The sequence below is a fragment of the Streptomyces sp. MGP-P1 genome (assembly GCF_057766565.1).
Genome location: NZ_JBYMEM010000007.1, coordinates 2,476,157 through 2,499,894 on the forward strand (window position 1 = coordinate 2,476,157; position 23,738 = coordinate 2,499,894).

General features: G+C 72.3%; 16 protein-coding genes. 5 read left to right on the top strand and 11 right to left on the bottom strand.

Annotated elements, in window-relative coordinates; translation table 11 throughout:
• Positions 1–73: 73 nt before the first annotated feature.
• Together AC3CH1_RS32755 and AC3CH1_RS32760 are read left to right on the top strand one after the other, a co-directional pair.
• Positions 74–865, top strand: a complete 792-nt coding sequence (locus AC3CH1_RS32755; protein WP_488466178.1) for a metal-dependent hydrolase — start codon at positions 74–76, stop codon at positions 863–865.
• A gap of 56 nt (positions 866–921) precedes the next feature.
• Positions 922–2,457, top strand: coding sequence for an ATP-dependent DNA ligase (locus tag AC3CH1_RS32760; protein ID WP_488466179.1), 1,536 nt, complete (start codon positions 922–924; stop codon positions 2,455–2,457).
• A gap of 36 nt (positions 2,458–2,493) precedes the next feature.
• Here the strand turns inward: AC3CH1_RS32760 and AC3CH1_RS32765 are convergent, their stop codons facing one another.
• Positions 2,494–3,855 carry an NAD(P)/FAD-dependent oxidoreductase gene (locus tag AC3CH1_RS32765; RefSeq protein ID WP_488466180.1) on the bottom strand — a complete coding sequence of 454 codons (1,362 nt, stop codon included), beginning with the start codon at positions 3,853–3,855 and terminating at the stop codon, positions 2,494–2,496.
• Positions 3,856–4,413: 558 nt separating this feature from the next.
• On the opposite strand from AC3CH1_RS32765, the gene AC3CH1_RS32770 reads away from it, so the two are divergent.
• Positions 4,414–5,976 carry a fused MFS/spermidine synthase gene (locus AC3CH1_RS32770; RefSeq protein ID WP_488466181.1) on the top strand — a complete coding sequence of 521 codons (1,563 nt, stop codon included), beginning with the start codon at positions 4,414–4,416 and terminating at the stop codon, positions 5,974–5,976.
• 24 nt (positions 5,977–6,000) lie between these two features.
• Here the strand turns inward: AC3CH1_RS32770 and AC3CH1_RS32775 are convergent, their stop codons facing one another.
• The 5 genes from AC3CH1_RS32775 to AC3CH1_RS32795 all read right to left on the bottom strand — a co-directional run bounded on the left by AC3CH1_RS32775 (position 6,001) and on the right by AC3CH1_RS32795 (position 15,012).
• The gene (locus AC3CH1_RS32775) at positions 6,001–7,782 is read right to left on the bottom strand and encodes an ABC transporter ATP-binding protein (protein ID WP_488466182.1); all 1,782 of its coding nucleotides are present in this window, start codon (positions 7,780–7,782) and stop codon (positions 6,001–6,003) included.
• Complete coding sequence (locus tag AC3CH1_RS32780) at positions 7,779–9,620, bottom strand: ABC transporter transmembrane domain-containing protein (RefSeq protein ID WP_488466183.1); 1,842 nt, start codon at positions 9,618–9,620, stop codon at positions 7,779–7,781. The genes AC3CH1_RS32775 and AC3CH1_RS32780 overlap by 4 nt, the downstream gene beginning before the upstream one ends.
• Positions 9,621–9,778: 158 nt before the next feature.
• Positions 9,779–11,263, bottom strand: coding sequence for a Gfo/Idh/MocA family protein (locus tag AC3CH1_RS32785; RefSeq protein ID WP_488466184.1), 1,485 nt, complete (start codon positions 11,261–11,263; stop codon positions 9,779–9,781).
• Positions 11,264–11,525: 262 nt separating this feature from the next.
• Entirely contained in the window at positions 11,526–14,471 is a 2,946-nt protein-coding gene (locus AC3CH1_RS32790; RefSeq protein ID WP_488466185.1) for an FAD-binding and (Fe-S)-binding domain-containing protein, read from the bottom strand.
• A gap of 34 nt (positions 14,472–14,505) precedes the next feature.
• Complete coding sequence (locus AC3CH1_RS32795; RefSeq protein WP_488466186.1) at positions 14,506–15,012, bottom strand: MarR family winged helix-turn-helix transcriptional regulator; 507 nt, start codon at positions 15,010–15,012, stop codon at positions 14,506–14,508.
• 114 nt (positions 15,013–15,126) lie between these two features.
• On the opposite strand from AC3CH1_RS32795, the gene AC3CH1_RS32800 reads away from it, so the two are divergent.
• Together AC3CH1_RS32800 and mltG are read left to right on the top strand one after the other, a co-directional pair.
• Complete coding sequence (locus AC3CH1_RS32800; protein ID WP_488466187.1) at positions 15,127–16,956, top strand: ABC transporter ATP-binding protein; 1,830 nt, start codon at positions 15,127–15,129, stop codon at positions 16,954–16,956.
• A gap of 574 nt (positions 16,957–17,530) precedes the next feature.
• On the top strand, positions 17,531–18,391 hold the full coding sequence (mltG, locus tag AC3CH1_RS32805; RefSeq protein WP_488466188.1) for an endolytic transglycosylase MltG: 861 nt from the start codon (positions 17,531–17,533) through the stop codon (positions 18,389–18,391).
• 21 nt (positions 18,392–18,412) lie between these two features.
• On the opposite strand, the gene AC3CH1_RS32810 is transcribed toward mltG, so the two are convergent.
• The 5 genes from AC3CH1_RS32810 to AC3CH1_RS32830 form a co-directional block, all read right to left on the bottom strand.
• Positions 18,413–19,582 carry an NAD(P)-binding domain-containing protein gene (locus AC3CH1_RS32810; RefSeq protein ID WP_488466189.1) on the bottom strand — a complete coding sequence of 390 codons (1,170 nt, stop codon included), beginning with the start codon at positions 19,580–19,582 and terminating at the stop codon, positions 18,413–18,415.
• Positions 19,583–19,646: 64 nt separating this feature from the next.
• Positions 19,647–20,855, bottom strand: coding sequence for an LLM class flavin-dependent oxidoreductase (locus AC3CH1_RS32815; RefSeq protein ID WP_488466190.1), 1,209 nt, complete (start codon positions 20,853–20,855; stop codon positions 19,647–19,649).
• Entirely contained in the window at positions 20,852–21,880 is a 1,029-nt protein-coding gene (locus AC3CH1_RS32820) for an ABC transporter substrate-binding protein (protein WP_488466191.1), read from the bottom strand. Before AC3CH1_RS32820 ends, AC3CH1_RS32815 begins: the two co-directional genes overlap by 4 nt.
• Complete coding sequence (locus AC3CH1_RS32825; RefSeq protein WP_488466192.1) at positions 21,877–22,797, bottom strand: ABC transporter ATP-binding protein; 921 nt, start codon at positions 22,795–22,797, stop codon at positions 21,877–21,879. Before AC3CH1_RS32825 ends, AC3CH1_RS32820 begins: the two co-directional genes overlap by 4 nt.
• On the bottom strand, positions 22,770–23,660 hold the full coding sequence (locus AC3CH1_RS32830; protein ID WP_488466193.1) for an ABC transporter permease: 891 nt from the start codon (positions 23,658–23,660) through the stop codon (positions 22,770–22,772). The genes AC3CH1_RS32825 and AC3CH1_RS32830 overlap by 28 nt, the downstream gene beginning before the upstream one ends.
• Positions 23,661–23,738: the final 78 nt, after the last annotated feature.

Here is a 23,738-nt window from a genome sequence, read left to right on the forward strand (position 1 = left end):
ATACGCTGCGGTCTCAACCTGCCTGCGCCCTAACGGTGATGGGCGTACGAAGCACTGGGGGCGGGAAAAGACCATGATGGGACCGGCACACTCCCTGTCAGGGGCAGCGGCCTGGCTCGGGGTGGGCGCGGCGGCCGCCGCCGCGGGCCACACGATGCCCTGGCCCGTCCTCGTCGTCGGGGCGCTGATCTGCGCGGGAGCCGCGCTCGCCCCCGACCTCGACCACAAGTCCGCGACCATCTCGCGCGCCTTCGGCCCGCTCTCCAAGGGACTCTGCGAGATAGCCGACAAGCTCTCGTACGCCGTCTACAAGGCCACCAAGAGCAAGGCCGACCCCCGTCGCACCGGCGGGCACCGCACCCTCACCCACACCTGGTTCTTCGCCGTCCTGATGGGCGGCGGCTGCTCCTTCGCCGCGATCAGCGGCGGCCGCTGGGCGGTCCTCGCGATCCTCTTCGTCCACCTGGTGCTCGCTGTCGAGGGCCTGCTCTGGCGGGCCGCCCGGGTCTCCAGCGACGTCCTCGTCTGGCTGCTCGGCGCCACCAGCGCCTGGATCCTCGCCGGAGTGCTGGACCAGCCGGGCAACGGGGCCGGCTGGCTCTTCGACGCCCCCGGCCAGGAGTACATGTGGCTCGGCCTGCCCATCGTGCTCGGCGCCCTGGTCCACGACGTCGGGGACGCGCTGACCGTCTCGGGGTGCCCGATCCTGTGGCCTCTCCCGATCGCCGGGAAGCGCTGGTACCCGCTCGGCCCTCCGAAGTTCATGCGGTTCCGGGCCGGCAGCTGGGTGGAGATCAAGGTACTGATGCCGGCCTTCATGGTCCTCGGGGGAGTGGGCGGGGCCGCCGCCCTCAACTTCATATGACCGATCGCCGCGCGCGCGGGCGGGCGACGCGCTCCGCCCCGTAGCACCATGGCCTCATGCTGCTCGCCGAACTCGCCCAGGTCTCCCTGGAGGTCGCCGCCACCTCCGCCCGGTCCCGCAAGACGGCGCTCCTCGCCGGCCTCTTCCGGGACGCCGCACCCGAGGACGTCCCCGTCGTCATCCCGTACCTCGCCGGACGGCTGCCCCAGGGCCGCATCGGCGTCGGTTGGCGGAGCCTCGGGGACCCGGTGGAACCGGCCACCGAGCCGACCCTGACCGTCACCGGCGTCGACGCCGAGCTGACCGCCCTCGCCGCCACCTCCGGCCCCGGCTCCCAGGCCCTGCGCCAAGGGCGCCTGCGCGCCCTGTTCGCCGCCGCCACCGCCGACGAGCAGCGCTTCCTGCGGGCCCTGCTCACCGGCGAGGTACGCCAGGGAGCCCTGGACGCCGTCGCCGCCGACGCCCTGGCCCACGCGGCCGGAGCACCGCCCGCCGACGTCCGGCGGGCCGTGATGCTCGCCGGGTCCCTCCAGGAGGTCGCCAAGGTCCTCCTCGCCGACGGACCCGGAGCGCTCGCCGGCTTCCGCCTCACCGTCGGGCGGCCCGTCCAGCCGATGCTCGCCCGGAGCGCCGCCTCGGTGGGCGAGGCCCTCGACAAGCTGGGCCCGTGCGCGGTCGAGGAGAAGCTCGACGGGATCCGCGTGCAGGTCCACCGGGACGGCGACCGGATCCGCGCGTACACCCGGACCCTCGACGACATCACCGACCGGCTGCCCGAACTGGTCACCGCCGTCGCCGCGCTCGACGCGCGCCGCTTCGTCCTCGACGGCGAGCTGATCGCCCTGGGGGAGGACGGCAGGCCCCGGCCGTTCCAGGAGACCGCCTCCCGGGTGGGCTCACGGCGGGACGTGGCCGGGGCCGCGGCGCACGTGCCCATCGTTCCCGTCTTCTTCGACGCCCTCCTCGTCGACGACGAGGACCTGCTCGACCGGCCCTTCGCCGACCGCCACGCGGCCCTGGCCCGGCTGCTCCCCGAGAGCCTGCGGGTCCGGCGTACCCTCGTCGCCGATGCGGACGACCCCGAGGCCCGCGCGGCGGCCGACGCGTTCCTGGCGGACACCCTGGAGCGCGGTCACGAGGGCGTCGTCGTCAAGGACCTGGCCGCCGTCTACAGCGCGGGCCGCCGGGGCGCGTCCTGGCTGAAGGTGAAGCCCGTGCACACCCTGGACCTGGTGGTCCTGGCCGTGGAGTGGGGCAGCGGCCGACGCACCGGCAAGCTCTCCAACCTGCACCTGGGCGCCCGCCGGCCCGACGGCACATTCGCGATGCTCGGCAAGACCTTCAAGGGCCTCACGGACGCACTGCTGGAGTGGCAGACCGAGCGGCTGGGGGAACTGGCGACCGACGACGACGGCCATGTCGTCACCGTGCGCCCGGAACTCGTCGTGGAGATCGCCTACGACGGACTCCAGCGCTCCACCCGCTACCCCGCCGGGGTCGCCCTCCGGTTCGCCCGCGTCCTGCGCTACCGGGAGGACAAGAGCGCAGAGGAGGCGGACACCGTTGAGACGGTCCTGTCCCGGCAGCCGTGAGCGCGCCCGTGCGAACCGGGCGCGCTCGTCGGCCGCTCAGTGCTTGATGACCGTCGCCGCCGTGTGCTCCTTGATCTGCTCCGGCGTCAGGTAGACGTCCGTGTACTCGAAGTCCCGCAGCGTCGCCGGCTTGCGGGACTGGAACCCGGTCCGTACGAAGTCGTCACCGGCGACCGCGTTCAGCATCCAGTTCGTCATCACCCGGGTCTTGGCGACGTTCGTCCGCAGCGCCGACCAGTGGTAGCCGCGCGCCACCGCCTGCGCGGGCAGCCCGCGCAGCTCGATGCCCAGCGGCTTGGACACGGCGTCCTTGCCGCCGAGGTCCACGACGAGCCCCAGGTCCTTGTGCACGTAGTCCCGGAGCGGCTGATGACGCAGCGAGGCGATCAGGTTGTCCGCCAGGACCCTGCCCTGCCGCATCGCGTGCTGCGCGGTGGGCGGGCAGACCGCCCCGTCGCCCTTCGCGAGGTCGGGCACCGCGGCCGCGTCGCCGAGCGAGAACACCCCGTCCACGCCCGGCAGGTTCAGCTGCGGGGTCACCGCGAGCCGGCCGCGTACGGTCTCCGCGCCCAGCGTGGCGATCAGCGGGCTGGCGGCCACTCCGGCGGTCCAGATCAGGGTCCGGCAGGGCAGCACCCGGCCGTCGGTGAACGTGACCTCCTCCGGCCCCGCCTTCGCGATCGAGACCCCCAGCGACACCTCGATGTTCCGCTTGCGGAGCACCTCCAGGGCGGCCTGCCCCAGCTTGTCGCCCAGCTCCGGCATCAGCTTGGGCGCGATGTCGATCAGATGCCACTTGATCAGCCGCGGGTCCAGCCGCGGGTAGTGCCGGACCGCGCTGGTGGTCAGGCGTTGGAGGCAGGCGGCCGTCTCGGTGCCCGCGTAGCCGCCGCCGACCACCACGAACTGGAGCCGGGAAGCCCGCTCGGCCTCGTCGTGACTGGCGTCCGCCAGATCCAGCTGGGCGATGACGTGGTCCCGGACGTACGCGGCCTCGGCCAGCGTCTTCATCCCCCGGGCGTTGTCCAGCAGCCCGGGGATGTCGAAGGTCCGGGTGACGCTGCCCGCCGCCAGCACGATGTAGTCGTACGGCTCGTTGACGATCTCGTCCGTGATCTTCCGGATCACGCAGACCTTCGCCTGCGTGTCCACGCCGATCGCCCCGCCCGGCACGATCCGGGTCCGGTGCCGGCGGCTGCGGCGCAGCGACACCGCGACGGACTGGGGTGTGAGCACCCCGGAGGCCACCTGGGGGAGCAGTGGCAGATACAGCTGGTAGGAGAACGGTGTGACGAGCGTGATCTGGGCGTCTTCCGGAGCGAGCCTGCGCTCCAGGCGGCGTACGCACTCGACGCCTGCGAAGCCGGCGCCGACGACGAGAATCCTGGGTGGTGCCACGGTCTGCGTCCCTTCTCGGGCTTGCGTGGTTCTGCGCTCGCCTGCCCCGTTTACCGGGTGATTCACCTCTCATCCTTAACCGGATGCCCCCGCGTCCGCCTCCTGACAGGGGTGAACGGGGCCCGCTCACAGGGGCGGGGCGACCGCCGGCTCCCACAGCCAGTGGGCGGCCTCGGCACCCCCCGGCACGGTCGGCCCCTTGCGGTACGGGGGGCATCCGCCCCCAGGAGGCGGCCCGGCCGAGCGGCGCCGGCCGTTGGGGCAACGCGCTGGTCGGGCATCCGTTCTCCAGCCTGCGGGTGCCCGCCCTCGCGGCCCGTGAGCTGCGGTCCCGAGGTGCTGCCCCGGCTCCGGGACGCCTATCTGGAGCCGTGGACCGGCGGAGGCGTCACGACGGCCGGGCTGCGGCGTCCGGTGCGCCTGGCATGGCGGTCCCGGTGCGTGCGCACCGCGATTTTCCGGGAACGCCCGTTCCCGTCCCGCACGACCGGTGGCCCGCTCTTTCCGCCCCCTGGAGCAGGGGGAGTTCGGCAGCCGCACCCGTGCGAGGATGCTGCGGTGACCACCTCGCCCCCCTCGCCCGTGGCCGACGACTCCCCTTCGGTGGACGCCCCGCCCCACGATCACGGGCTGGGCCCCCGCGCCGCCGCGGTCCTCGTGTTCGGATCATCCGCCGCGGTGCTGGTGGTCGAGATCGTCGCCCTGCGGCTGCTGGCCCCGTACCTCGGCCTCACCCTGGAAACCAGCACGATGGTGATCGGCATCGCCCTCACCGCCATCGCGCTGGGCTCCTGGCTGGGCGGGCGCGTCGCGGACCAGGTCGACCCGCTCCGGCTCATCGCCCCGGCGCTCGGGGTGTCGGGCGTGGTCGTCGCGTTCACCCCGCTCCTGCTGCGCACCACGGCCCAGTGGTCGCCGGCGCTGCTCCTGCTGGTCGCATCGGCGACCCTCCTGGTGCCCGGCGCACTGCTCTCCGCGGTGACCCCGTTCGTGACGAAGCTGCGGCTCACCAGCCTCGCCGAGACCGGGACGGTCGTCGGGCGGCTGTCGGGCGTGGGCACCTTCGGCGCCATCGTCGGCACCGTCCTCACCGGGTTCGTCCTGGTCTCGCGGCTGCCCGTCAGCTCCATCCTGATCGGCCTCGGCACCCTGCTGGTGCTCGGCGCCGCACTGGTCGGATGGCGGGCCCGCCGTTGGCGGCGCGCCTCGGCCGTCGCGCTCGCCACCGTCGTCGTGGGCTCCCTCGCCACCGCGTTCGCCCCCGGCGGCTGTGACGCGGAGACCCGCTACCACTGCGCACAGGTCGTCATGGACCCCGACCGGGCCGGCGGCCGCACCCTCGTCCTCGACGGCCTGAGCCACTCCTACGTCGACGTCGAGGACCCGACGTACCTGAAGTTCGCCTACGTGCGCGCCATCGCGTCGGTGGTCGACACCGCCTTCCCCGCGGGGGAGCCGCTGACCGCCCACCACATCGGGGGCGGCGGCCTCACCTTCCCCCGCTACCTCGCGGCATCACGCCCCGGGACCCGCAGCACCGTCTCCGAGATCGACGGCGGAGTCGTGCGCATCGACCGTGACCGGTTCGGCCTGGGGTCGTCGACCGCCACCGGCATCGACGTGACCGTGGAGGACGGCCGACTGGGCCTGCGCAGGCTGGACGCGGGCAGCCACGACCTGGTGGTGGGCGACGCCTTCGGGGGCGTCAGCGTGCCGTGGCACCTCACGACGTCACAGGCGCTGGGAGACGTCCGCCGGGCGCTCGACGAGGACGGCCTGTACGTCGCCAACCTCATCGACCACGGCGAGCTGGCCTTCGCCCGCGCCGAGGCCGCCACCCTCGCCGCGACCTTCGAGCACGTCGCGCTCCTCGGGAAGCCCGCGGACATCGGGCTGGACCCGACCGCGTCCACCGTGGGCGGCAATCTGCTGGTGGTCGCCTCCGGCCGGCCGGTCGACGCCCCCACGATCCAGGAAGCCCTGGACGCCAGGGACGTCGGCTGGAAGATCACCACCGGCGACGACCTCGCCGCCTGGACCGGGGACGCCCGGGTCCTCACCGACGACCACGCGCCCGTCGACCAGCTCCTCCAGCCCGACCGCACGCGGACGGCCCGGTGACCCCCGGGCCGTCCGCCGGGCGGCTCACCCGTGCCAGGACCGCCACAGGGACGCGTACGCGCCGTCCGCCGCCACCAGCTCGTCGTGGCTGCCCAGCTCGCTGATCCGGCCGTCCTCCACGACCGCGATCACATCCGCGTCGTGCGCGGTGTGCAGCCGGTGCGCGATCGCCACCACCGTGCGGCCCTCCAGCACCCGGGCCAGCGAACGCTCCAGATGGCGGGCGGCCCGCGGGTCCAGCAGCGAGGTCGCCTCGTCCAGCACCAGCGTGTGCGGATCGGCCAGCACGAGCCGGGCCAGCGCGATCTGCTGGGCCTGCGCCGGGGTCAGCCCGAACCCGCCCGAGCCGACCTCGGTGTCCAGCCCCTTCTCCAGGGCCTTCGCCCAGCCGTCCGCGTCGACCGCGGCCAGCGACGCCCACAGCTCCGCGTCCTTCGCCCCGTCGCGGGCCAGCAGGAGGTTGTCCCGGAGCGAGCCGACGAAGACGTGGTGCTCCTGGTTGACCAGGGCCACATGCTCGCGGACCCGCTCCGCCGTCATGCGCGACAGCTCCGCCCCGCCGAGCGTCACCTCCCCGGTGCGCGGCGCGTAGATCCCCGCCAGCAGCCGGCCCAGTGTGGACTTGCCCGCGCCGGAGGGGCCGACCAGGGCGAGCCGGGTGCCCGGAGCCACGTCGAGCGACACCTTGTGCAGGACGTCGACGCCCTCCCGGTACCCGAAGCGGACGTCGTCCGCCCGCACGTCCCGGCCGTCCGGACCGACCCCGGCGTCGCCCGCGTCGGGCTCGATCTCCCGGACGCCGACCAGCCGGGCCAGCGACACCTGCGCCACCTGGAGCTCGTCGTACCAGCGCAGGATCAGACCGATCGGGTCGACCATCATCTGGGCCAGCAGCGCTCCCGTCGTCAGCTGCCCGACCGTGATCCAGCCCTCCAGCACGAACCAGCCGCCGAGCAGCAGGACCGCGCCGAGGATCGTCACGTACGTCGCGTTGATGACGGGGAACAGCACCGAACGAAGGAACAGCGTGTACCGCTCCCAGGCCGTCCACTCAGTGATCCGCCGGTCCGACAGCGCCACCCGGCGGTCGCCGAGGCGGTGCGCCTCCACGGTCCGCCCGGCGTCGACGGTCTCCGCGAGCATCGCGGCGACGGCGGCGTAACCGGCGGCCTCCGAGCGGTACGCCGAGGGGGCGCGACGGAAGTACCAGCGGCAGCCCACGATCAGCACCGGCAGCGCGACCAGCACGGCCAGCGCCAGCGGGGGAGCGGTCACCGCCATCGCACCGATCAGCAGACCGGCCCAGACGACGCCGATCGCCAACTGCGGCACGGCCTCACGCATCGCGTTGGCCAGCCGGTCGATGTCCGTGGTGATCCGGGACAGCAGATCGCCCGTCCCGGCCCGCTCCAGCACCCCGGGCGGCAGCCGGACGGACCGTACGAGGAAGTCCTCGCGCAGATCGGCGAGCATCTCCTCGCCCAGCATCGCCCCGCGCAGCCGCATGCTGCGCGTGAACAGGACCTGGATGACCAGCGCGACCGCGAAGATCGCGGCGGTGCGCTCCAGGTGCAGGTCGGTGACGCCGCTGGACAGGTCCTCCACCAGCCCGCCCAGCAGATACGGTCCGGTGATCGACGCGATCACCGCCACCGCGTTGACCGTGATCAGGACGGCGAACGCCCTGCGGTGCCGGCGCAGCAGACTCCGTACGTAACTCCGTACGGTCGTCGGCGTGCCCACGGGCAGCGTCGTCGCCGACTCCGGGGCCGCGGGGTCGTACGCCGGGGGTGCGACGCCGATCATGCCCTCTCCTCGATTTCCTGGATGCTCTTCATGGCGGGGACTTCGCCGACGCCGTTCGGCGCGCTCGCGGCGGCCGCCTCGTCGTCGGTCTCCCGGGTGACGACCGCCCGGTAGCGGGGTTCGGTGCGCAGCAGGTCGCGGTGGGTTCCCACGGCGACCACCGTGCCCTCGTGGACGAGCACCACCCGGTCGGCGGCGTCGAGCAGCAGCGGGGACGAGGCGAACGCCACCGTCGTGCGGCCCCGGCGCAGCTTCGCGATCCCGGCGGCGACCCGCGCCTCGGTGTGCGAGTCGACCGCGGAGGTCGGCTCGTCCAGCACCAGCGCCTCCGGGTCGGTGACCAGCGACCGGGCCAGCGCGAGGCGCTGACGCTGACCGCCGGACAGGGACCGGCCGCGCTCGGTGATCCGGGTCCGCATCGGGTCCCCGTCGTTGTCGGGGGAGGCCTGTGCCAGGGCGCTCAGCACATCACCGCACTGTGCAGCCTCCAACGCCGCCTGGGCGGTGACCAGGCCCGATGCGGGAAGGTCCAGCAGCTCCTGGAGCGTGCCGGACAGCAGCACCGGGTCCTTGTCCTGCACCAGCACCGCGGCCCGTGCGGCGTCCAGCGGGATCTCGTCCAGGGCGACCGCGCCGAGCAGGACCGACGGAGTCCTCGCCGAGGCCTCCCCGTCCTCCTCACCGGTCTCCGCGTGCCCGCCGAGCCGTTCGGCCAGCCGGCCCGCCTCGTCCGGGTCGCCGCAGACGACGGCGGTGAACTGCCCCCGGGGGGCCATCAGGCCGGTCGACGGGTCGTACAGGTCACCGGAGGGCGTCACACCCTCGACGGTGGCCTCCCGCGCGCTGCGGCGCAGCGACAGCACGCGCACCGCACGCTGTGCGGACGGCCGTGAGAAGGAGTACGCCATCGCGATCTCCTCGAAGTGGCGCAGCGGGAACAGCATCAGGGTGGCGGCGCTGTAGACGGTGACGAGCTGGCCGACGTCGATGCGGCCGTCCCGGGCCAGCGTCGCCCCGTACCAGACCAGGGAGATCAGCAGGATCCCCGGCAGCAGCACCTGCACCGCCGAGATCAGCGCCCACATCCGGGCCGAGCGCACCGCGGCCCGGCGGACCTCCTGGGAGGCGCGGCGGTAGCGGCCCAGGAACAGCTCCTCGCCGCCGATGCCGCGCAGCACGCGCAGGCCGGCGACCGTGTCCGAGGCCAGCTCGGTGGCCTTGCCGGCCTTCTCGCGCTGCTCGTCGGCGCGCCGGGTGGCGCGCGGCAGCAACGGCAGCACGGCCAGGGCGAGCACCGGCATCGCGAGCGCCACCATCAGACCGAGGGACGGGAGGTAGAACGCCAGCCCCACACAGATCACCACGAGGGCGGTGGCGGCGGCCGCGAAGCGGGAGAGCGCCTCGACGAACCAGCCGATCTTCTCCACGTCGCCGGTCGAGACGGCGACGACCTCACCGGCCGCGACGCGCCGTGTCAGCGCCGAGCCCAGCTCGGCGGTCTTGCGGGCGAGCAGTTGCTGGACCCGGGCGGCGGCGGTGATCCAGTTGGTCACGGCGGTCCGGTGGAGCATGGTGTCGCCGACGGCGATCAGGACGCCGAGGGCGATGATGAGACCGCCGGCCAGGGCGAGCCGCCCCCCTGAGCGGTCGATGACGGCCTGGACGGCGAGTCCCACGGTGACCGGGAGACCGGCGATGCCCAACTGGTGCAGCAGCCCCCAGGAGAGGGCCTTCAGCTGCCCAGCGAGCTGGTTGCGCCCGAGCCAGTAGAGGAATCGAGGGCCTGAACGGACATCGGGGTCGCCGGGATCCGAATACGGAAGGTCGCGAATCTGCATGACGTCCCAGGGCTTGTGAAACGGAGATCCGGACGGACCTCGAAGAACGGGGTGACGTGCAAGGTTCCCTGTTCGTCCCGGTCCGGGGCAACCGGTTTTCCGGCCCTCTCCGCAGCCCTGCGGGGTCCCGGCCGACTTGGCCCGGGACCCCGGGGGCGTCACTCCGCGGGCTTCTCGGAGTCCATGCCGGACCGGGCCTTCTTCCACTCGCCCCGGGTGAAGTCCGGGATCGGCAGCGGCGCGCCCTTGGCCTTGATGGAGAGATGGCTCAGCGGCACGGGGGCCGTCCAGACCGCGGCGTCGTACACGTCGAAGTCGGGGACCAGGCCGAGCCGCATGCACTGCATCAGCCGGAAGACCATCATGTAGTCCATGCCGCCGTGCCCGCCCGGCGGGTTCGCGTGCTCCTTCCAGAGCCAGTGGTCCCACTCGGCGTACTTCTTGAAGTCGTCCCACTGGTGGTTCGTGTTCGTGGGCTCCAGGTAGACGCGCTCCGGGTAGTCCTCGAAAACGCCCCGCGTACCGCCGAGGCTGTTGATCCGGGAGTACGGGTGGGGGCTCGACACGTCGTGCTCCAGCCGGATCACCCGGCCCTTGGCCGTCTGCACGAGGCTGATCGTCCGGTCGGCCCCGATGTACGACTCCTTCCAGCTGGGGTCGCCGGCCGGCATGTGCTCCTTCCGGTACTCGGCGAGCGACAGGGCCGGGGTGCCGATGCTCGTGATGCTCACGGCCCGGTCGCCCCGGTTGACGTCCATGTAGTTGGCGACCGGACCGAACCCGTGGTTGGGGTAGAGGTCACCGCGCAGCCGGGTGTGCCACAGCCGGCGCCAGGGGCCCTCGTAGTAGTCGGGGTCGAACATCAGCTCGCGCAGATCGTGGTTGTAGGCGCCCGCCCCGTGCAGCAGATCGCCGAAGAGACCCGCGTGCGCCATGCGCAGCACCCGCATCTCGTTCTTGCCGTAGCAGCAGTTCTCCAGCTGCATGCAGTGGCGCCGGGTGCGCTCGGAGAGGTCCACCAGCTGCCAGAGCTCTTCCAGCCGCATGGCGATCGGGCACTCCACGCCGACGTGCTTGCCGTTCAACATCGCCGCCTTCGCCATCGGGAAGTGGAGTTCCCAGGGCGTCGCCACATAGACGAAGTCGAGGTCCCCGCGCTTGCAGAGGTTCTCGTAGTCGTCCTCGCCCTTGGCGTAGACGGTGGGCGCGGGCTGACCGGCGGCGGTCACCTTGGCCGCGGCCCTCTCCGCCTTGTCACGGACCGGGTCGCAGACCGCCTTCACCTGGACGCCCGGTACGGCGAGGAACAGGTCGATCATGCTGCCGCCCCGGTTGCCGAGACCCACGATGCCGACCCGGATCGTGGAGCGCCCCTCGAAGCGGACGCCCGCCATGGTGCGGCCCTGCCGGGCGGGAGCGGCGGCGGCCGCTTCCGCGGCGGACAGGGCTTGCGGGGCGGTCGCCTCGGTGGCCGACGCGCTCCCCGTGCCCAGTGCGCCGAGGCCGAGTCCGGCGCCGGCCACACCCGCCGTGGTCCACAGCACCGAACGGCGGCTGGGATCCTGCCGCGCCGCCTCGTCGGCCGCGCCGCCGTGCGGGGGCATGTCCTGCGGTTCCGGTGCGGGCCGGGCGTCGTCGTTCATCGAGCCTCCAGGTGGGGTTGGGGGTTCAGACGGTGCGCGAGCGCGACCGGTCCCCGTACGGATGACGAGCGCGGGGACCGGGTCTCGGTAAGGACCCTGGAGGGTGAGGCTGATGGTGCGCAAGAGAAGTATGTGGACTCTCGTCCTCAAACCATGGACTTTCTTCACGGCACGCCGAAGCCCCGACTGGTGCAACCAATCGGGGCCCGGAAACGCTCACATGTGCACGTCGGGAGGGGTGTTGGGGCCCGACGTCGGATGCTCAGCGGAGAGTCGGCCGGGTGGCGTGCTCCAGCTCGATCAGTGCCGACCGGTAGGGCTTTCCGGTGGCCCGTTCCATGCCGATCTCGCACATCCTGTTCGCCGACAGATAGGTGTCGTAGGCGCGGAGGCCGACCTCGGCCGCCTCCTTGGCCGTCGCCGAGTCGGTCAACTCCTTGTGCAGCATCCCCCGGTCGCCCGCGAACGCGCAGCACCCCACGTCGTCCGGCACCACGACCTCGTCCGCGCAGGCCTCGGCCAGTGCGCGCAACTGGCCCACGTCACCCAGGTGTTCCATGGAACAGGTCGGATGTACGACAGCCGACCCGACGGTGCGGAACACCGTCAGCTCCGGCAGCAGTTCCTCGGCCGCCCACACCAGCGAGTCCACGACGGTCAGTTCACGGTGCAGCGCCCGGTTGTCCTCGCTGAGGTAGGGCACCACCTCCTCGGCGATGCCGAGCGTGCACGAGGACGCGTCCACGACCAGCGGCAGCTTTCCGCCCGCCGTCCAGCCCCAGGCGGCCTCCACGATGCGGTTCGCCATGATCCTGTTGCCCGCGTCGTACCCCTTGGAGTGCCAGATCGTCGCGCAGCACGTCCCCGCGACGTCCTCGGGGATCCACACCGGCTTCCCGGCCCGCCCCGACACGGCGACCACCGCCTCGGCCAGGGAGAGGCCCGGGCGGCCGTCCGGGCCGGCGAAGATGCGGTTGACGCAGGCCGGGTAGTAGACCGCGCTCGCCCCGACCCGGTCCGTACGCGGCAGCCGTCGGGCCGCCGCCCCGGGGATCTGGGGCAGCCACTCCGGTACGAGATCGGGGTGGACGGCCTTGCGGGCGAGCCGCGTCACGGCCCCGAGCGGACCGTCGCCCACCCGGTCGCCGACCGCGTCGGCCACCGCCACGGCCAGCCGCGCCGAGGCCTCCACCACGCGGAAGTTCTTCGCGGTCAGCGCGGCGATCCGCTCCTCGCGCGGCGTGTGCCTGCGGTGCCGGAAGCCCTTCATCATCGCCCCGGTGTCGATGCCGACCGGACAGGCGAGCTTGCAGGTGGAGTCCCCGGCGCAGGTGTCCACGGCGTCGTACCCATAGGCGTCCAGGAGACCGGCCTCGACCGGCGAGCCATCGGTCTGACGCATCATCTCCCGGCGCAGCACGATTCGTTGGCGCGGAGTGGTCGTCAGATCCTCGCTGGGGCAGGTCGGTTCGCAGAAGCCGCACTCGATGCACGGATCGGCGACCGCCTCCACCTTCGGAATGGTCTTCAGACCCCGCAGATGGGCCCGCGGATCCCGGTCCAGGACGATGCGGGGAGCGAGCACCCCGGCGGGATCGATGACCCGCTTCGTCCGCCACATCAATTCCGTGGCGCGCGGCCCCCACTCCCGCTCCAGGAAGGGCGCGATATTGCGTCCGGTGGCGTGCTCCGCCTTGAGCGACCCGTCGAAACGGTCCACCATCAGCGCGCAGAACTCCTGCATGAAAGCGTCGTACCGCTCGACGTCGGCGGGCTTCGCCGCGTCGAACGCGAGGAGGAAGTGCAGATTGCCGTGCGCGGCGTGACCGGCCACGGCGGCGTCGAAGCCGTGGCGCGACTGGAGCTCCAGCAGCGCCTCGCAGGCATCGGCCAGCCGCGCGGGAGGCACCGCGAAGTCCTCCGTGATCAGGGTGGTGCCCGAGGGCCGGGACCCGCCGACCGCCGTGACGAATGCCTTGCGCGCCTTCCAGTACCCGGCGATCGTCCCGGCGTCCCGGGTGAAGGCGTTCGTCACCGACACCGCCGGGACGACCAGGTCCAGGTCGGCGACGACGGCGTCGGCCGCCCGCTCGAACGCCTCCTGGCCCGCCTCGTCGGCCGCCCGGAACTCCACCAGCAGCGCGGTCGTGGTCCGGGGCAGGGCGGCCCAGTCCGCCGGAACGCCCGGCACGCTGACGGAGGCGCGCAGGGTGTTGCCGTCCATCAGCTCCACCGCGATGGCCCCCGCCTCGTTGAACCGGGGCACGGCGGCCGCGGCGGCGGTGAGGGAGGGGAAGAACAGCAGGGCGCTGGAGATCCGCCGGTCGAGCGGCAGGGTGTCGAAGACGACCTCGGAGATGAAGCCGAACGTGCCCTCGGAGCCGACCATCAGTCCGCGCAGGATCTCCACCGGCGTGGCCCCGTCGAGGAAGGCGTCCAGGCGATAGCCGTTGGTGTTCTTGATCGTGTACTTGGCGCGGATGCGGGCGGTCAGCTCCTCGTCCGCCTCGATCTCCGCCTTCAGCTCCATCAGCCCCGCGCACAGCTCCGGTTCGGCGTGGGCCAGCTCCTCGTCGGCGGCCGGGTCGGCGGTGTCGACGACGGTGCCGCTCGGCAGGACGAACGTGAGCGAGGCGAGCGTCCGGTAGGAGTTGCGGGTGGTGCCCGCGGTCATGCCCGAGGCGTTGTTGGCGACGACCCCGCCGACGGTGCAGGCGATGGCGCTGGCCGGGTCGGGGCCCAGCAGCCTGCCGTGCCGGGCGAGGGCGATGTTGGCCCGCATCACGGTCGTCCCCGGCCCGATCCGGGCCCGCGCCCCGTCGTCCAGCACCTCGACGCCGGTCCAGTGGCGGCGTACGTCGACGAGGATGTCCTCGCCCTGCGCCTGGCCGTTGAGGCTGGTGCCCGCGGCCCGGAAAACCACGTTCCGGTCCTTGCCGTGGGCGTACGAAAGGATCGCGGAGACGTCGTCGAGGTCCTCGGGGACCAGCACGACCCGAGGGAGGAAGCGGTAGGGGCTGGCGTCGGAGGCGTACCGCACGAGGTCGGAGATCTTCCATAGCACCTTGTCGGCGCCTAGCAGGGCCGTCAGTTCGCCGCGCAGCGGCTCCGGGGTGCCGCCCGCACTGCGGTCGGTGACCCGGTCGGGGGCGGGTTCCCGTGCGGTTCCGGGGCGCAGGGCTTCCGGGTCGGGCTCCAGCAGCGGCATGTCGGCTATCTCCTCAGCGGTTGGGGCGCGGTGTTCAGCAGTGGCGTTCCGGCATGCCGTCGACCAGGGCGGACAGCAGACCGCCGAGGACCTCGCGCTGATCGGCGGTCAGTGGGGCCAGGATCTCCTCCGCGGCGGCCCGGCGCGCGCTGCGCAGGGACCGCAGCGTGGCGCGCCCCTCGTCCGTGATCTCGACGCGGACCACCCGGCGGCTGTCGGGATCCGGTGCGCGGCGCACGCGGCCGCTCGCCTCCAGGGCGTCGACCAGCGTCGTCACGGCGCGCGGAACGACGTCCAGGCGCCGGGCGAGATCCGCCATCCGGGGGGCCGCCTCGTAGCCCGCGACCGTCCGCAGCAACCGGAACTGGGCCGGAGTGATGTCGATCGGCTCCAGCTGGCGGCTCTGGATGCGGTGCAGCCGGCGGGTCAGCCGCAGCAACTGCTCGGCGAGCATGCCGTCGGTGTCGGGAGAGCCAGTGGAGCCGGTTGAGCGGGAGGAGCGGGAGGAGCCGGGCGGACCGGGGGAATCGGGGGCGTCCATACGGGAACAATATCAGGACCTCGTTCATTGTGAGTATAGGTAACAATGAGCTAAGCTCTCCATGTGCGAGGGCCGGGTTCGCCCGGTCATGCCTCACGCCCGACGAAGGAGCCCATGAAGCCCGACGAGCCCACGTGGGCGCCCCCACCCGATGCCCACACCGCCCCCGCTGCCACCACCGATCGGCCGCCCGCCGAGGTGCGGCGCATCCTCCGCCTCTTCCACCCCTACCGCGGCCGGCTGGCCGTCGTCGGCCTGCTGGTCGGCGCGTCCTCCCTGGTGTCGGTCGCCTCCCCGTTCCTGCTGCGCGAGATCCTGGACACCGCGATCCCGCAGGGGCGCACGGGCCTGTTGACCCTGCTGGCGCTCGGCATGATCCTCACCGCCGTGATGACCGGCGTCTTCGGCGTCCTCCAGACCCTGATCTCGACCACCGTCGGTCAGCGCGTCATGCATGACCTGCGCACCGCCGTCTACACCCAGCTCCAGCGGATGCCGCTCGCCTTCTTCACCCGCACCCGGACGGGCGAGGTTCAGTCCCGCATCGCCAACGACATCGGCGGTATGCAGGCGACGGTCACCTCCACCGCGACCTCGCTGGTCTCCAACCTCACGGCCGTCATCGCGACCGTCGTCGCCATGCTCGCCCTCGACTGGCGGCTCACCGTCGTCTCGCTGCTCCTGCTGCCGGTCTTCGTCGCGATCAGCCGGCGTGTCGGCCGGGAGCGGAAGAGGATCACCAGCCAGCGCCAGAAACAGATGGCCGCGATGGCCGCCACGGTCACCGAGTCCCTCTCGGTCAGCGGCATCCTCCTCGGCCGCACGATGGGCCGCTCCGACTCGCTCACCCGGGGCTTCGCCGAGGAGTCCGAGCGCCTGGTCGACCTCGAAGTGCGCTCCAGCATGGCCGGCCGCTGGCGGATGTCGACGATCGGCATCGTGATGGCCGCCATGCCCGCCGTCATCTACTGGGCGGCAGGTCTCACCTTCGCGTCCGGAGCCGCCGCCGTCTCCATCGGCACGCTGGTCGCCTTCGTCACGCTCCAGCAGGGGCTGTTCCGCCCGGCGGTCAGCCTGCTCTCGACCGGTGTGCAGATGCAGACCTCCCTCGCCCTCTTCCAGCGCATCTTCGAGTACCTCGACCTCACGGTGGACATCACCGAACCGGAGCAGCCGGTCCGCCTGGAGAAGATCTGCGGCGAGATCGCCTTCGAGGACGTCGACTTCAGCTACGACGAGAAGAACGGCCCGACGCTGACCGGCATCGACGTCACCGTCCCCGCCGGCGGCAGTCTCGCGGTCGTCGGATCCACCGGTTCCGGCAAGTCCACTCTGAGCTACCTCGTGCCCCGGCTGTACGACGTCACCGGCGGCCGGGTCACGATCGACGGGGTCGACGTCCGCGATCTGGACTTCGACACCCTCGCCCGAGCGGTCGGCGTCGTCTCCCAGGAGACCTACCTCTTCCACGCCTCGGTCGCCGACAACCTCCGCTTCGCCAAGCCGGACGCCACCGAGGCGGAGATCGAGGCCGCGGCCCGTGCGGCGCAGATCCACGACCACATCGCCTCCCTGCCCGACGGTTATGACACCCTGGTCGGTGAGCGCGGCTACCGCTTCTCGGGCGGTGAGAAGCAGCGCCTCGCCATCGCCCGCACGATCCTGCGCGACCCGCCGGTGCTGATCCTCGACGAGGCGACCAGCGCGCTCGACACCCGTACGGAACAGGCTGTGCAGCAAGCGATCGACGCCCTCTCCGCCGGACGGACCACGCTCACCATCGCGCACCGCCTCTCCACCGTCCGCGACGCGGACCAGATCGTCGTCCTGGAGAACGGCCGGGTCGCCGAGCGAGGTACGCACGAGGAACTGCTCGACCGCGACGGCCGCTACGCCGCCCTGATCCGCCGAGACACCCAGCCGGCCCCGGTTCCGGTTTCCTGACCGCCCGGACCACGCCCAAGGGGACGCGGATTCCCGGACCACCCGCTCACCCGGGTCCGCCGGGCGCTCGACACCCTCGAACGACGGCGGTGACCGTGGATCCCGGGTTCACCGCACTGCCGCCCTTCACCGGGCCGGCGGCGGCGAACGGTTGAGTCGGACGGCGCCGCACACACGGCGGCGCCGCCGCTCCCGTGGGACGGGGAGCGGCGGCGCCGGGCGGAGCAATGGTCAGACGAGCCAACCCACGAAGTGGACGACGCCGGCAAGCAGGTTGGTCAGGAAGTTCATCTGGTCTTTCTCCTTGTACGTGGTGCATCTGTGGGACTGCGCAGTAGCGGCCTGCAGCCCGTTGACTGCGCTCTGCAATCATCACGCCCCGGACGGGTGAACGGCAACGAATCCTCTGACGATCACACGTTCCAGCGAACACCCGATCCCCTGTTCGTGTGTTCTGTATGTCGTGCGTTCTGTTCGCCGTGTTCAGGTCGCCCGGTACGGCGTTCGTGTCGCCGGAGCCGACGCCGTGGCCGAGCTACCGGCCGTGGCTCGTGCCCCGGGTTAACGTGCCCGCATGGTGAACGAGTCCCCGGACGCCCGGCCCCGTCGCAGACTCCGCCCGACCCGCCGCGGAAAGGTCGTCCTGGCCGCCGTCGCCGTGCTCGTCGCGTCGGCCGCCGTCCTGATCCCGCTGTCCCTGACCGGACCGGGCGAGGGCGGGCCCGAGAAGGCGCGCCCGCAGGGCACCCTGATGATCCCCGAGGGCCGTCGCGCCTCGCAGGTGTACGAGGCCGTCGACCAGGCGCTCGACCTGAAGCCCGGCAGCACGCGGAAGGCCGCGACGACGGTGGACCTCGCTCTGCCGGCCCAGGCAGAGGGCAACCCCGAGGGATACCTCTTCCCGGCCACCTATCCGCTCGACGCCGCGACCGAGCCCGCAGGCCTGCTGCGTTACATGGCGGACACCGCCCGCAAGCACTTCGGAGCGGACCACGTCACGGCGGGAGCCCAGCGCAACAACGTCTCCGTCTACGACACGATCACGATCGCCAGCATCGTCCAGGCCGAGGCCGACACCGCGTCCGACATGGGCAAGGTGGCTCGGGTCGTCTACAACCGGCTGCTCAAGGACATGCCGTTGCAGATGGACTCCACCATCAACTACGCCCTGAAGCGCTCCACCCTGGACACGACGACCGCCGACACCCAGCTGGACAGCCCGTACAACAGTTACCGGGCCAAGGGGCTGCCGCCGACGCCCATCGGCAACCCGGGGGAGGAGGCGCTGCGCGCGGCCGTCAGCCCCACGCCCGGACCCTGGCTGTACTTCGTCACGGTCGGGCCCGGCGACACCCGGTTCACCGACAGCTACGACGAACAGCAGCGGAACGTCGAGGAGTTCAACCGCACCCGCGCGTCCGCCGCCACGAGCTGACGGCCTCCGCCCGCGGAGCGCTCAGCCCCCGGAGACCGGGACGGCGACGACCGCCCCGGCGTCCCGGCCCGTCCGCTCGCCGTCGGACTCCCGGTCCGGCCGCTCCTCGCCGCTCTCCTCGCCCGTCTCCTTCAGCAGCCGCATGACCGACCGGACCGCCGCCCGGCCCGCCCGGTTCGCGCCGATGGTGCTGGCGGAGGGACCGTACCCGACGAGATGGACGCGCCCGTCGCGTACGGCACGGGTGTCCTCGGCCCGGATGCCGCCGCCCGGCTCGCGCAGCTTCAGCGGTGCCAGGTGGTCCACGGCGGGCCGGAACCCGGTGGCCCACAGGATCACATCGGCCTCGACGACCCGACCGTCGTCCCAGGCCACGCCGCTCGGCGTGATCCGGTCGAACATCGGCAGCCGGTCCAGCACCCCCTGCTCCCGGGCCCGCCGCACCGCATCGGTCATCGGCAGCCCGGTCACGCTGACCACGCTCCGCGGCGGCAGCCCCTTGCGCACCCGATCCTCCACCATCGCCACGGCCGCCCGCCCCCACTCCTCGGTGAACGGCCCCTCACGGAAGACCGGTTCGCTCCGGGTCACCCAGAAGGTGTCGGCCGCGTGCTCGGCGATCTCCATCAGATGCTGCGTACCGGAGGCGCCGCCCCCGACGACGATGACGCGCTGCCCCGCGAACTCCTCGGGCCCCGGGTAGTTCGCCGTGTGCAACTGCCGCCCCCGGAACGTCTCCTGGCCCGCGTAGCGCGGCCAGAAGGGCCGGTCCCAGGTGCCGGTCGCGTTGATCAGGGCCCGCGGGGCGTATGCCCCCTCGGACGTCTCCACCAGCAGCCGCCCGCGGCTCCCCTCCCGTACGGCCCTCACCTCCACCGGGCGGTGGACCCGCAGGCCGAAGCGCTCCTCGTACGCGGCGAAATACGCGCCGATCACCTCCGACGAGGGCCGGTCGGGATCGGCTCCGGTCAGTTCCATGCCCGGCAGCGCGTGCATCCCGTGGACCTTGCCGTACGTCAGCGAGGGCCAGCGGAACTGCCACGCGCCGCCCGGCCGGGGCGCGTGGTCCAGCACGACGAAGCCGACGTCCGGTTCCAGTCCGACGCGGCGCAGGTGGTGGGCGGCGGACAGCCCCGCCTGACCCGCGCCGATCACGACCACGTCCAGCTCGCGCACCCCAGAATTGTTCACGCTTCTACTAACTCGTCGGGGACCCGGGATCTTCCCGGACCCCCGACGAGCAGCACCGCGAGGCTCAGCGCCCCCCGGCGACCAGCAGGGGCGCTCCACCCGAAGCCGTGGCGGGCCGGGACCCGGTGCCGTTCGCACCCAACAGCGGGGACGCTGGCACGGTCGACAGCAGTCCGCGCCGAGCCAGCTCGGGGGTGACCCCCTCGCCGAACCAGTACGCCTCCTCCAGATGCGGATACCCGGAGAGAACGAAGTGCTCCACGCCCAGTGCGTGGTACTCCTCGATCCGGTCCGCGACCTCCGCATGGCTGCCCACCAGCGCGGTCCCGGCCCCGCCGCGTACCAGACCGACCCCCGCCCAGAGATTCGGGGCGATCTCCAGCTTGTCCCGCGAACCGCCGTGCAGCGCCAGCATCCGCTGCTGCCCGACCGACTCACTCTTCCCCAGCGCCTGCTGCGCCGCCGCGATCGTCTCCGGATCGAGGTCGCCCAGCAGCCGGTCGGCGGTGGCCCACGCCTCGACCGAGGAATCCCGCGAAATGGTGTGCAGCCGGATGCCGAACCGGACCGTGCGACCCTGCGCCTCCGCCAGGCCGCGAATCCAGTCGATCTTCTCCTTCACCGCGGCCGGCGGCTCGCCCCAGGTCAGGTAGACGTCGGCGTGGGCTGCGGCCACCGGCCCCGCGGCGGACGAGGACCCGCCGAAGAAGATCTCCGGCAGCGGGTCCGGCGGCAGCGCGGTCAGCCCGCCCTCCACCTGGTAGTGCGCGCCGTCGAAGTCGTACGGCTGCCCAGTCCAGACGCCCCGCACGACCGACAGGAACTCCGCGGTCCGCGCATAGCGCCGGTCGTGGTCCAGGTGGTCCCCGAACCGCCGCTGTTCCGCGGAATCGCCCCCGGTCACCACGTTGAGCAGCAGCCGCCCCCGGGTGATCCGCTGATACGTGGAGGCCATCTGGGCGGCGAGCACCGGGGAGATGACCCCCGGCCGGAACGCCACGAGGAACTTCAGCCGCTCGGTGTGCTGAGCGAGCGCCACCGTGGTCAGCCAGGCGTCCTCGCACCAGGTGCCCGTGGGCGTCAGCACGGCCTCGAAGCCCAACTGCTCGGCCGCCTTGGCGATCTGGACCAGATACTCGATGTCCGGGGCCCGCACCCCGCTCACCGGGGTGGTCCGGTCGCGTGTGATGCCGCCGTCGGTGTAGGCGTGCCGGTCGACGAGCGTCCGGCCGTCGCCCCCGGTGGGCAGGAACCAGTGCAGATGGACGTTCACGATGAGGCCTTTCCGTAGGAGCGCGGCGCGGTGGAGGAAGCGGGGAGGTCGCGGTTGAACCGGGTGTCGACGTAGCCCTCGAAGTCGAAGCGCCGGGGAATCAGCTTCAGCTCGGCGAAGGTGTCGGCGATCTCCTGCTCGGAGGCGATGGCCGCGGCGTCGATCGCGACCGGGACACGAGTGCCGTAACTGAGCTTCACGGCGTCCAACGCCACCTGGTAGGGCAGCCCGGTCTCCTTCGCCCAGACCTTCGCCCACTCCTCGGGGTGCTCGAAGACCCACTTCTGGGCCCGCTCCAGCCGGACGAGCAGGTCGCCGATGGCCTGCGACTTCTTCCCGTCCTTGAGCGACACGGGCGAAGCGACCTGAAAACCGAGGCCGTTGACGACGCCTTCGCCGGTGGTGAGGACCCGGGCGTCCGCCGTGCGCAGGACCTGCGAGGTGTACGGGTCCCAGATCGCCCAGGCGTCGACCTTGCCCCGGCTGAACGCGGCGAGCGCGTCGGCGGGCTGGAGGTAGTTCAGCTTCACGTCCTCGATCCCGAGGCCGGCCTTCCTGAGCGAGGCGACCAGCTGGAAGTGGGCCGAACTGCCCTGTGCCACGGCGATGGACGCGCCCTTGAGCTGGGTCGGCTTCTTCAGCGGTGAGTCCTCGGGCACCACGATGACCTCACCGGCCGACGAGCCGTGCGTGGCGCCGACGACGGCGATGTTGGAGTCGGCCCCCGCGGCGAAGACGGGCGGCGTGTTGCCGACGCCCCCGATGTCCACCGCACCGGCGCTCACGGCCTCCAGGAGAGGCGGTCCCGAGGTGAAGGTGGACCACTTGACGCGGTAGCCGAGGTCGTCGAGCTCTCCGGAGGCCCGCAGGATCGCCTCGTAACCACCCTTCTGATCGCCGACGTTGAGCGTGACGCTGCCCGTGCCGTCCGTGCTGCCGCCCGAGTTCGCGGAGGAGGAACCGCCGCACGCGGACAGGAGCAGGGCGAGCGGGAGGAGCAGGGCAGGCAGGGCACGGCGTTTCATGAGGCCTCTCCGTGGCGGGGGTGTGCGGATGCTGGGGCCGGGTTCTTCGTCGGTCCGGAACGGGACGGGGCGGCGGCAACGGACGGCTTCGCACGGGCGGCGGCGTCCGGCTCACCGCGGGCAGGGCCCTCCCCTTCGACGCCGCCAACGCTCTCCACGCCCAGTTCGGTCAGCAGGCGGGAGCGCAGGTCGGCGAACCCGGGGGAGCCGACCCCGCGGGGCCGGTCCAGGGCGACAGGCGTGTCGTACGCGATCCGCCCGTCCCGCATCACCAGCGCCCGGTCGGCCAGCAGCAGGGCCTCGTCCACGTCATGGGTGACCAGCAGGACGGCGCAGCCGCGCCGCTGCCAGAGCTCCGCGACGAGCTGCTGGGCCTTGATCCGGGTCAGGGCGTCCAGTGCGCCGAAGGGCTCGTCGAGCAGCAGCAGATCGGGCTCGCGCACCAGGGCTCTGGCCAGCGAAGCGCGCTGCGCCTCACCGCCGGACAGCGTCCTGGGCCACGCCCCGGCCCGCTCCGCCAGGCCGACCTCCGCCAACGCGCGCTCGGCGAGACCGCGTTCGGGCTTGCCGGGCAGCCCGAGCAGTACGTTGCGCCAGACCTTCTTCCAGGGCATCAACCGTGGGGCCTGGAACGCGACCGCACGCCGGCGCGGCACCAGGACGGTGCCCGAGATCTCCCGGTCGAGCCCGGCGAGCACCCGCAGCAGCGTCGACTTGCCGCAGCCGCTGCGCCCGAGCAGAGCGGTGAACTCGCCTGCCCTCAGGGTGAGATCGAGGTCATCGATGACCGGACGCCCGTCGAAGGCCCGGGTGAGCCCTTCGACCCGCACGGCGGCCTCCGGAGCGCCGTCCGGCGCGGCGACCGGCGGGCCGGGGGCAAGGTCGTCTTTCACTGGCCGGTGAAGGTCGGTCGCCATTGCAGCAGCAGCCTTTCGAGGATCCGGACGATGACGTCGGCGGTGAGGCCGAGGAAGGCGTACACGACGAGGCAGACGACGATCACGTCGGTCCGGAAGAACTCGCGGGCCTGGTTCATCAGGAACCCGATCCCGGCATCGGCGTTGATCGACTCACCGAAGACGAGCGCGAGCCAGGCCGTCGCCAGCGAGTAGCGCAGCCCGGTCATGGCCCCGGGCAGCGCACCCGGCAGCACCACATGCCGTACCAGCCCCCACCGTCCGAGCCCCAACGACTGGCCTGCTTCGATGAGTTGGGCGTCAACGCCACGGATTCCCGCGTATACGTTGAGATACAGATGAAAGGCCACCCCGAGCGCGATGAGGGCCACCTTCGGCGCCTCGCCGATCCCGAGCCAGATGATGAACAGCGGGATCAGCCCCACCCAGGGCACCGTGCGCAGCATCTGCACGGTCGCGTCGACCAGGTCCTCCCCGAGCCGTGACAGTCCCGACACGAGCGCGAGCACCGTCCCGACGACCCCGCCGAGCAGGAGTCCCACGACGACCCGCTGGAGCGAGACGCCCATCGCGGCGGGCAGTGTCCCGTCTGCCACCAGATCGGCGCCCGCCCGGGCGATGGTCCCGGGCGAGGCGAGCACATCGGGCTCCAGCACCCCGGTGGCGCTGGACACCTGCCACACCGCGAGCAGCAGTAACGGCCCCACCGCCCGCCGCACCCACCGCGGAGCGGCCCGCAGCCGCGACCGCCGGACGGACGCCGGAACGACCGCCTCCAGATCGGGCGGCGTACGGCTCGGCGCGGAGGATTTCTCCGGGGCAACGGACAGGCCGGGGGGTGGTGGCGCATGGCTGACGGTCATGAGGGCTCCACGGAAGGGCGCACGGATGCGGGGCGGGAGTTCGAGGAGAGGAAGGGGAGGGGGAGCGACACGAAGAAG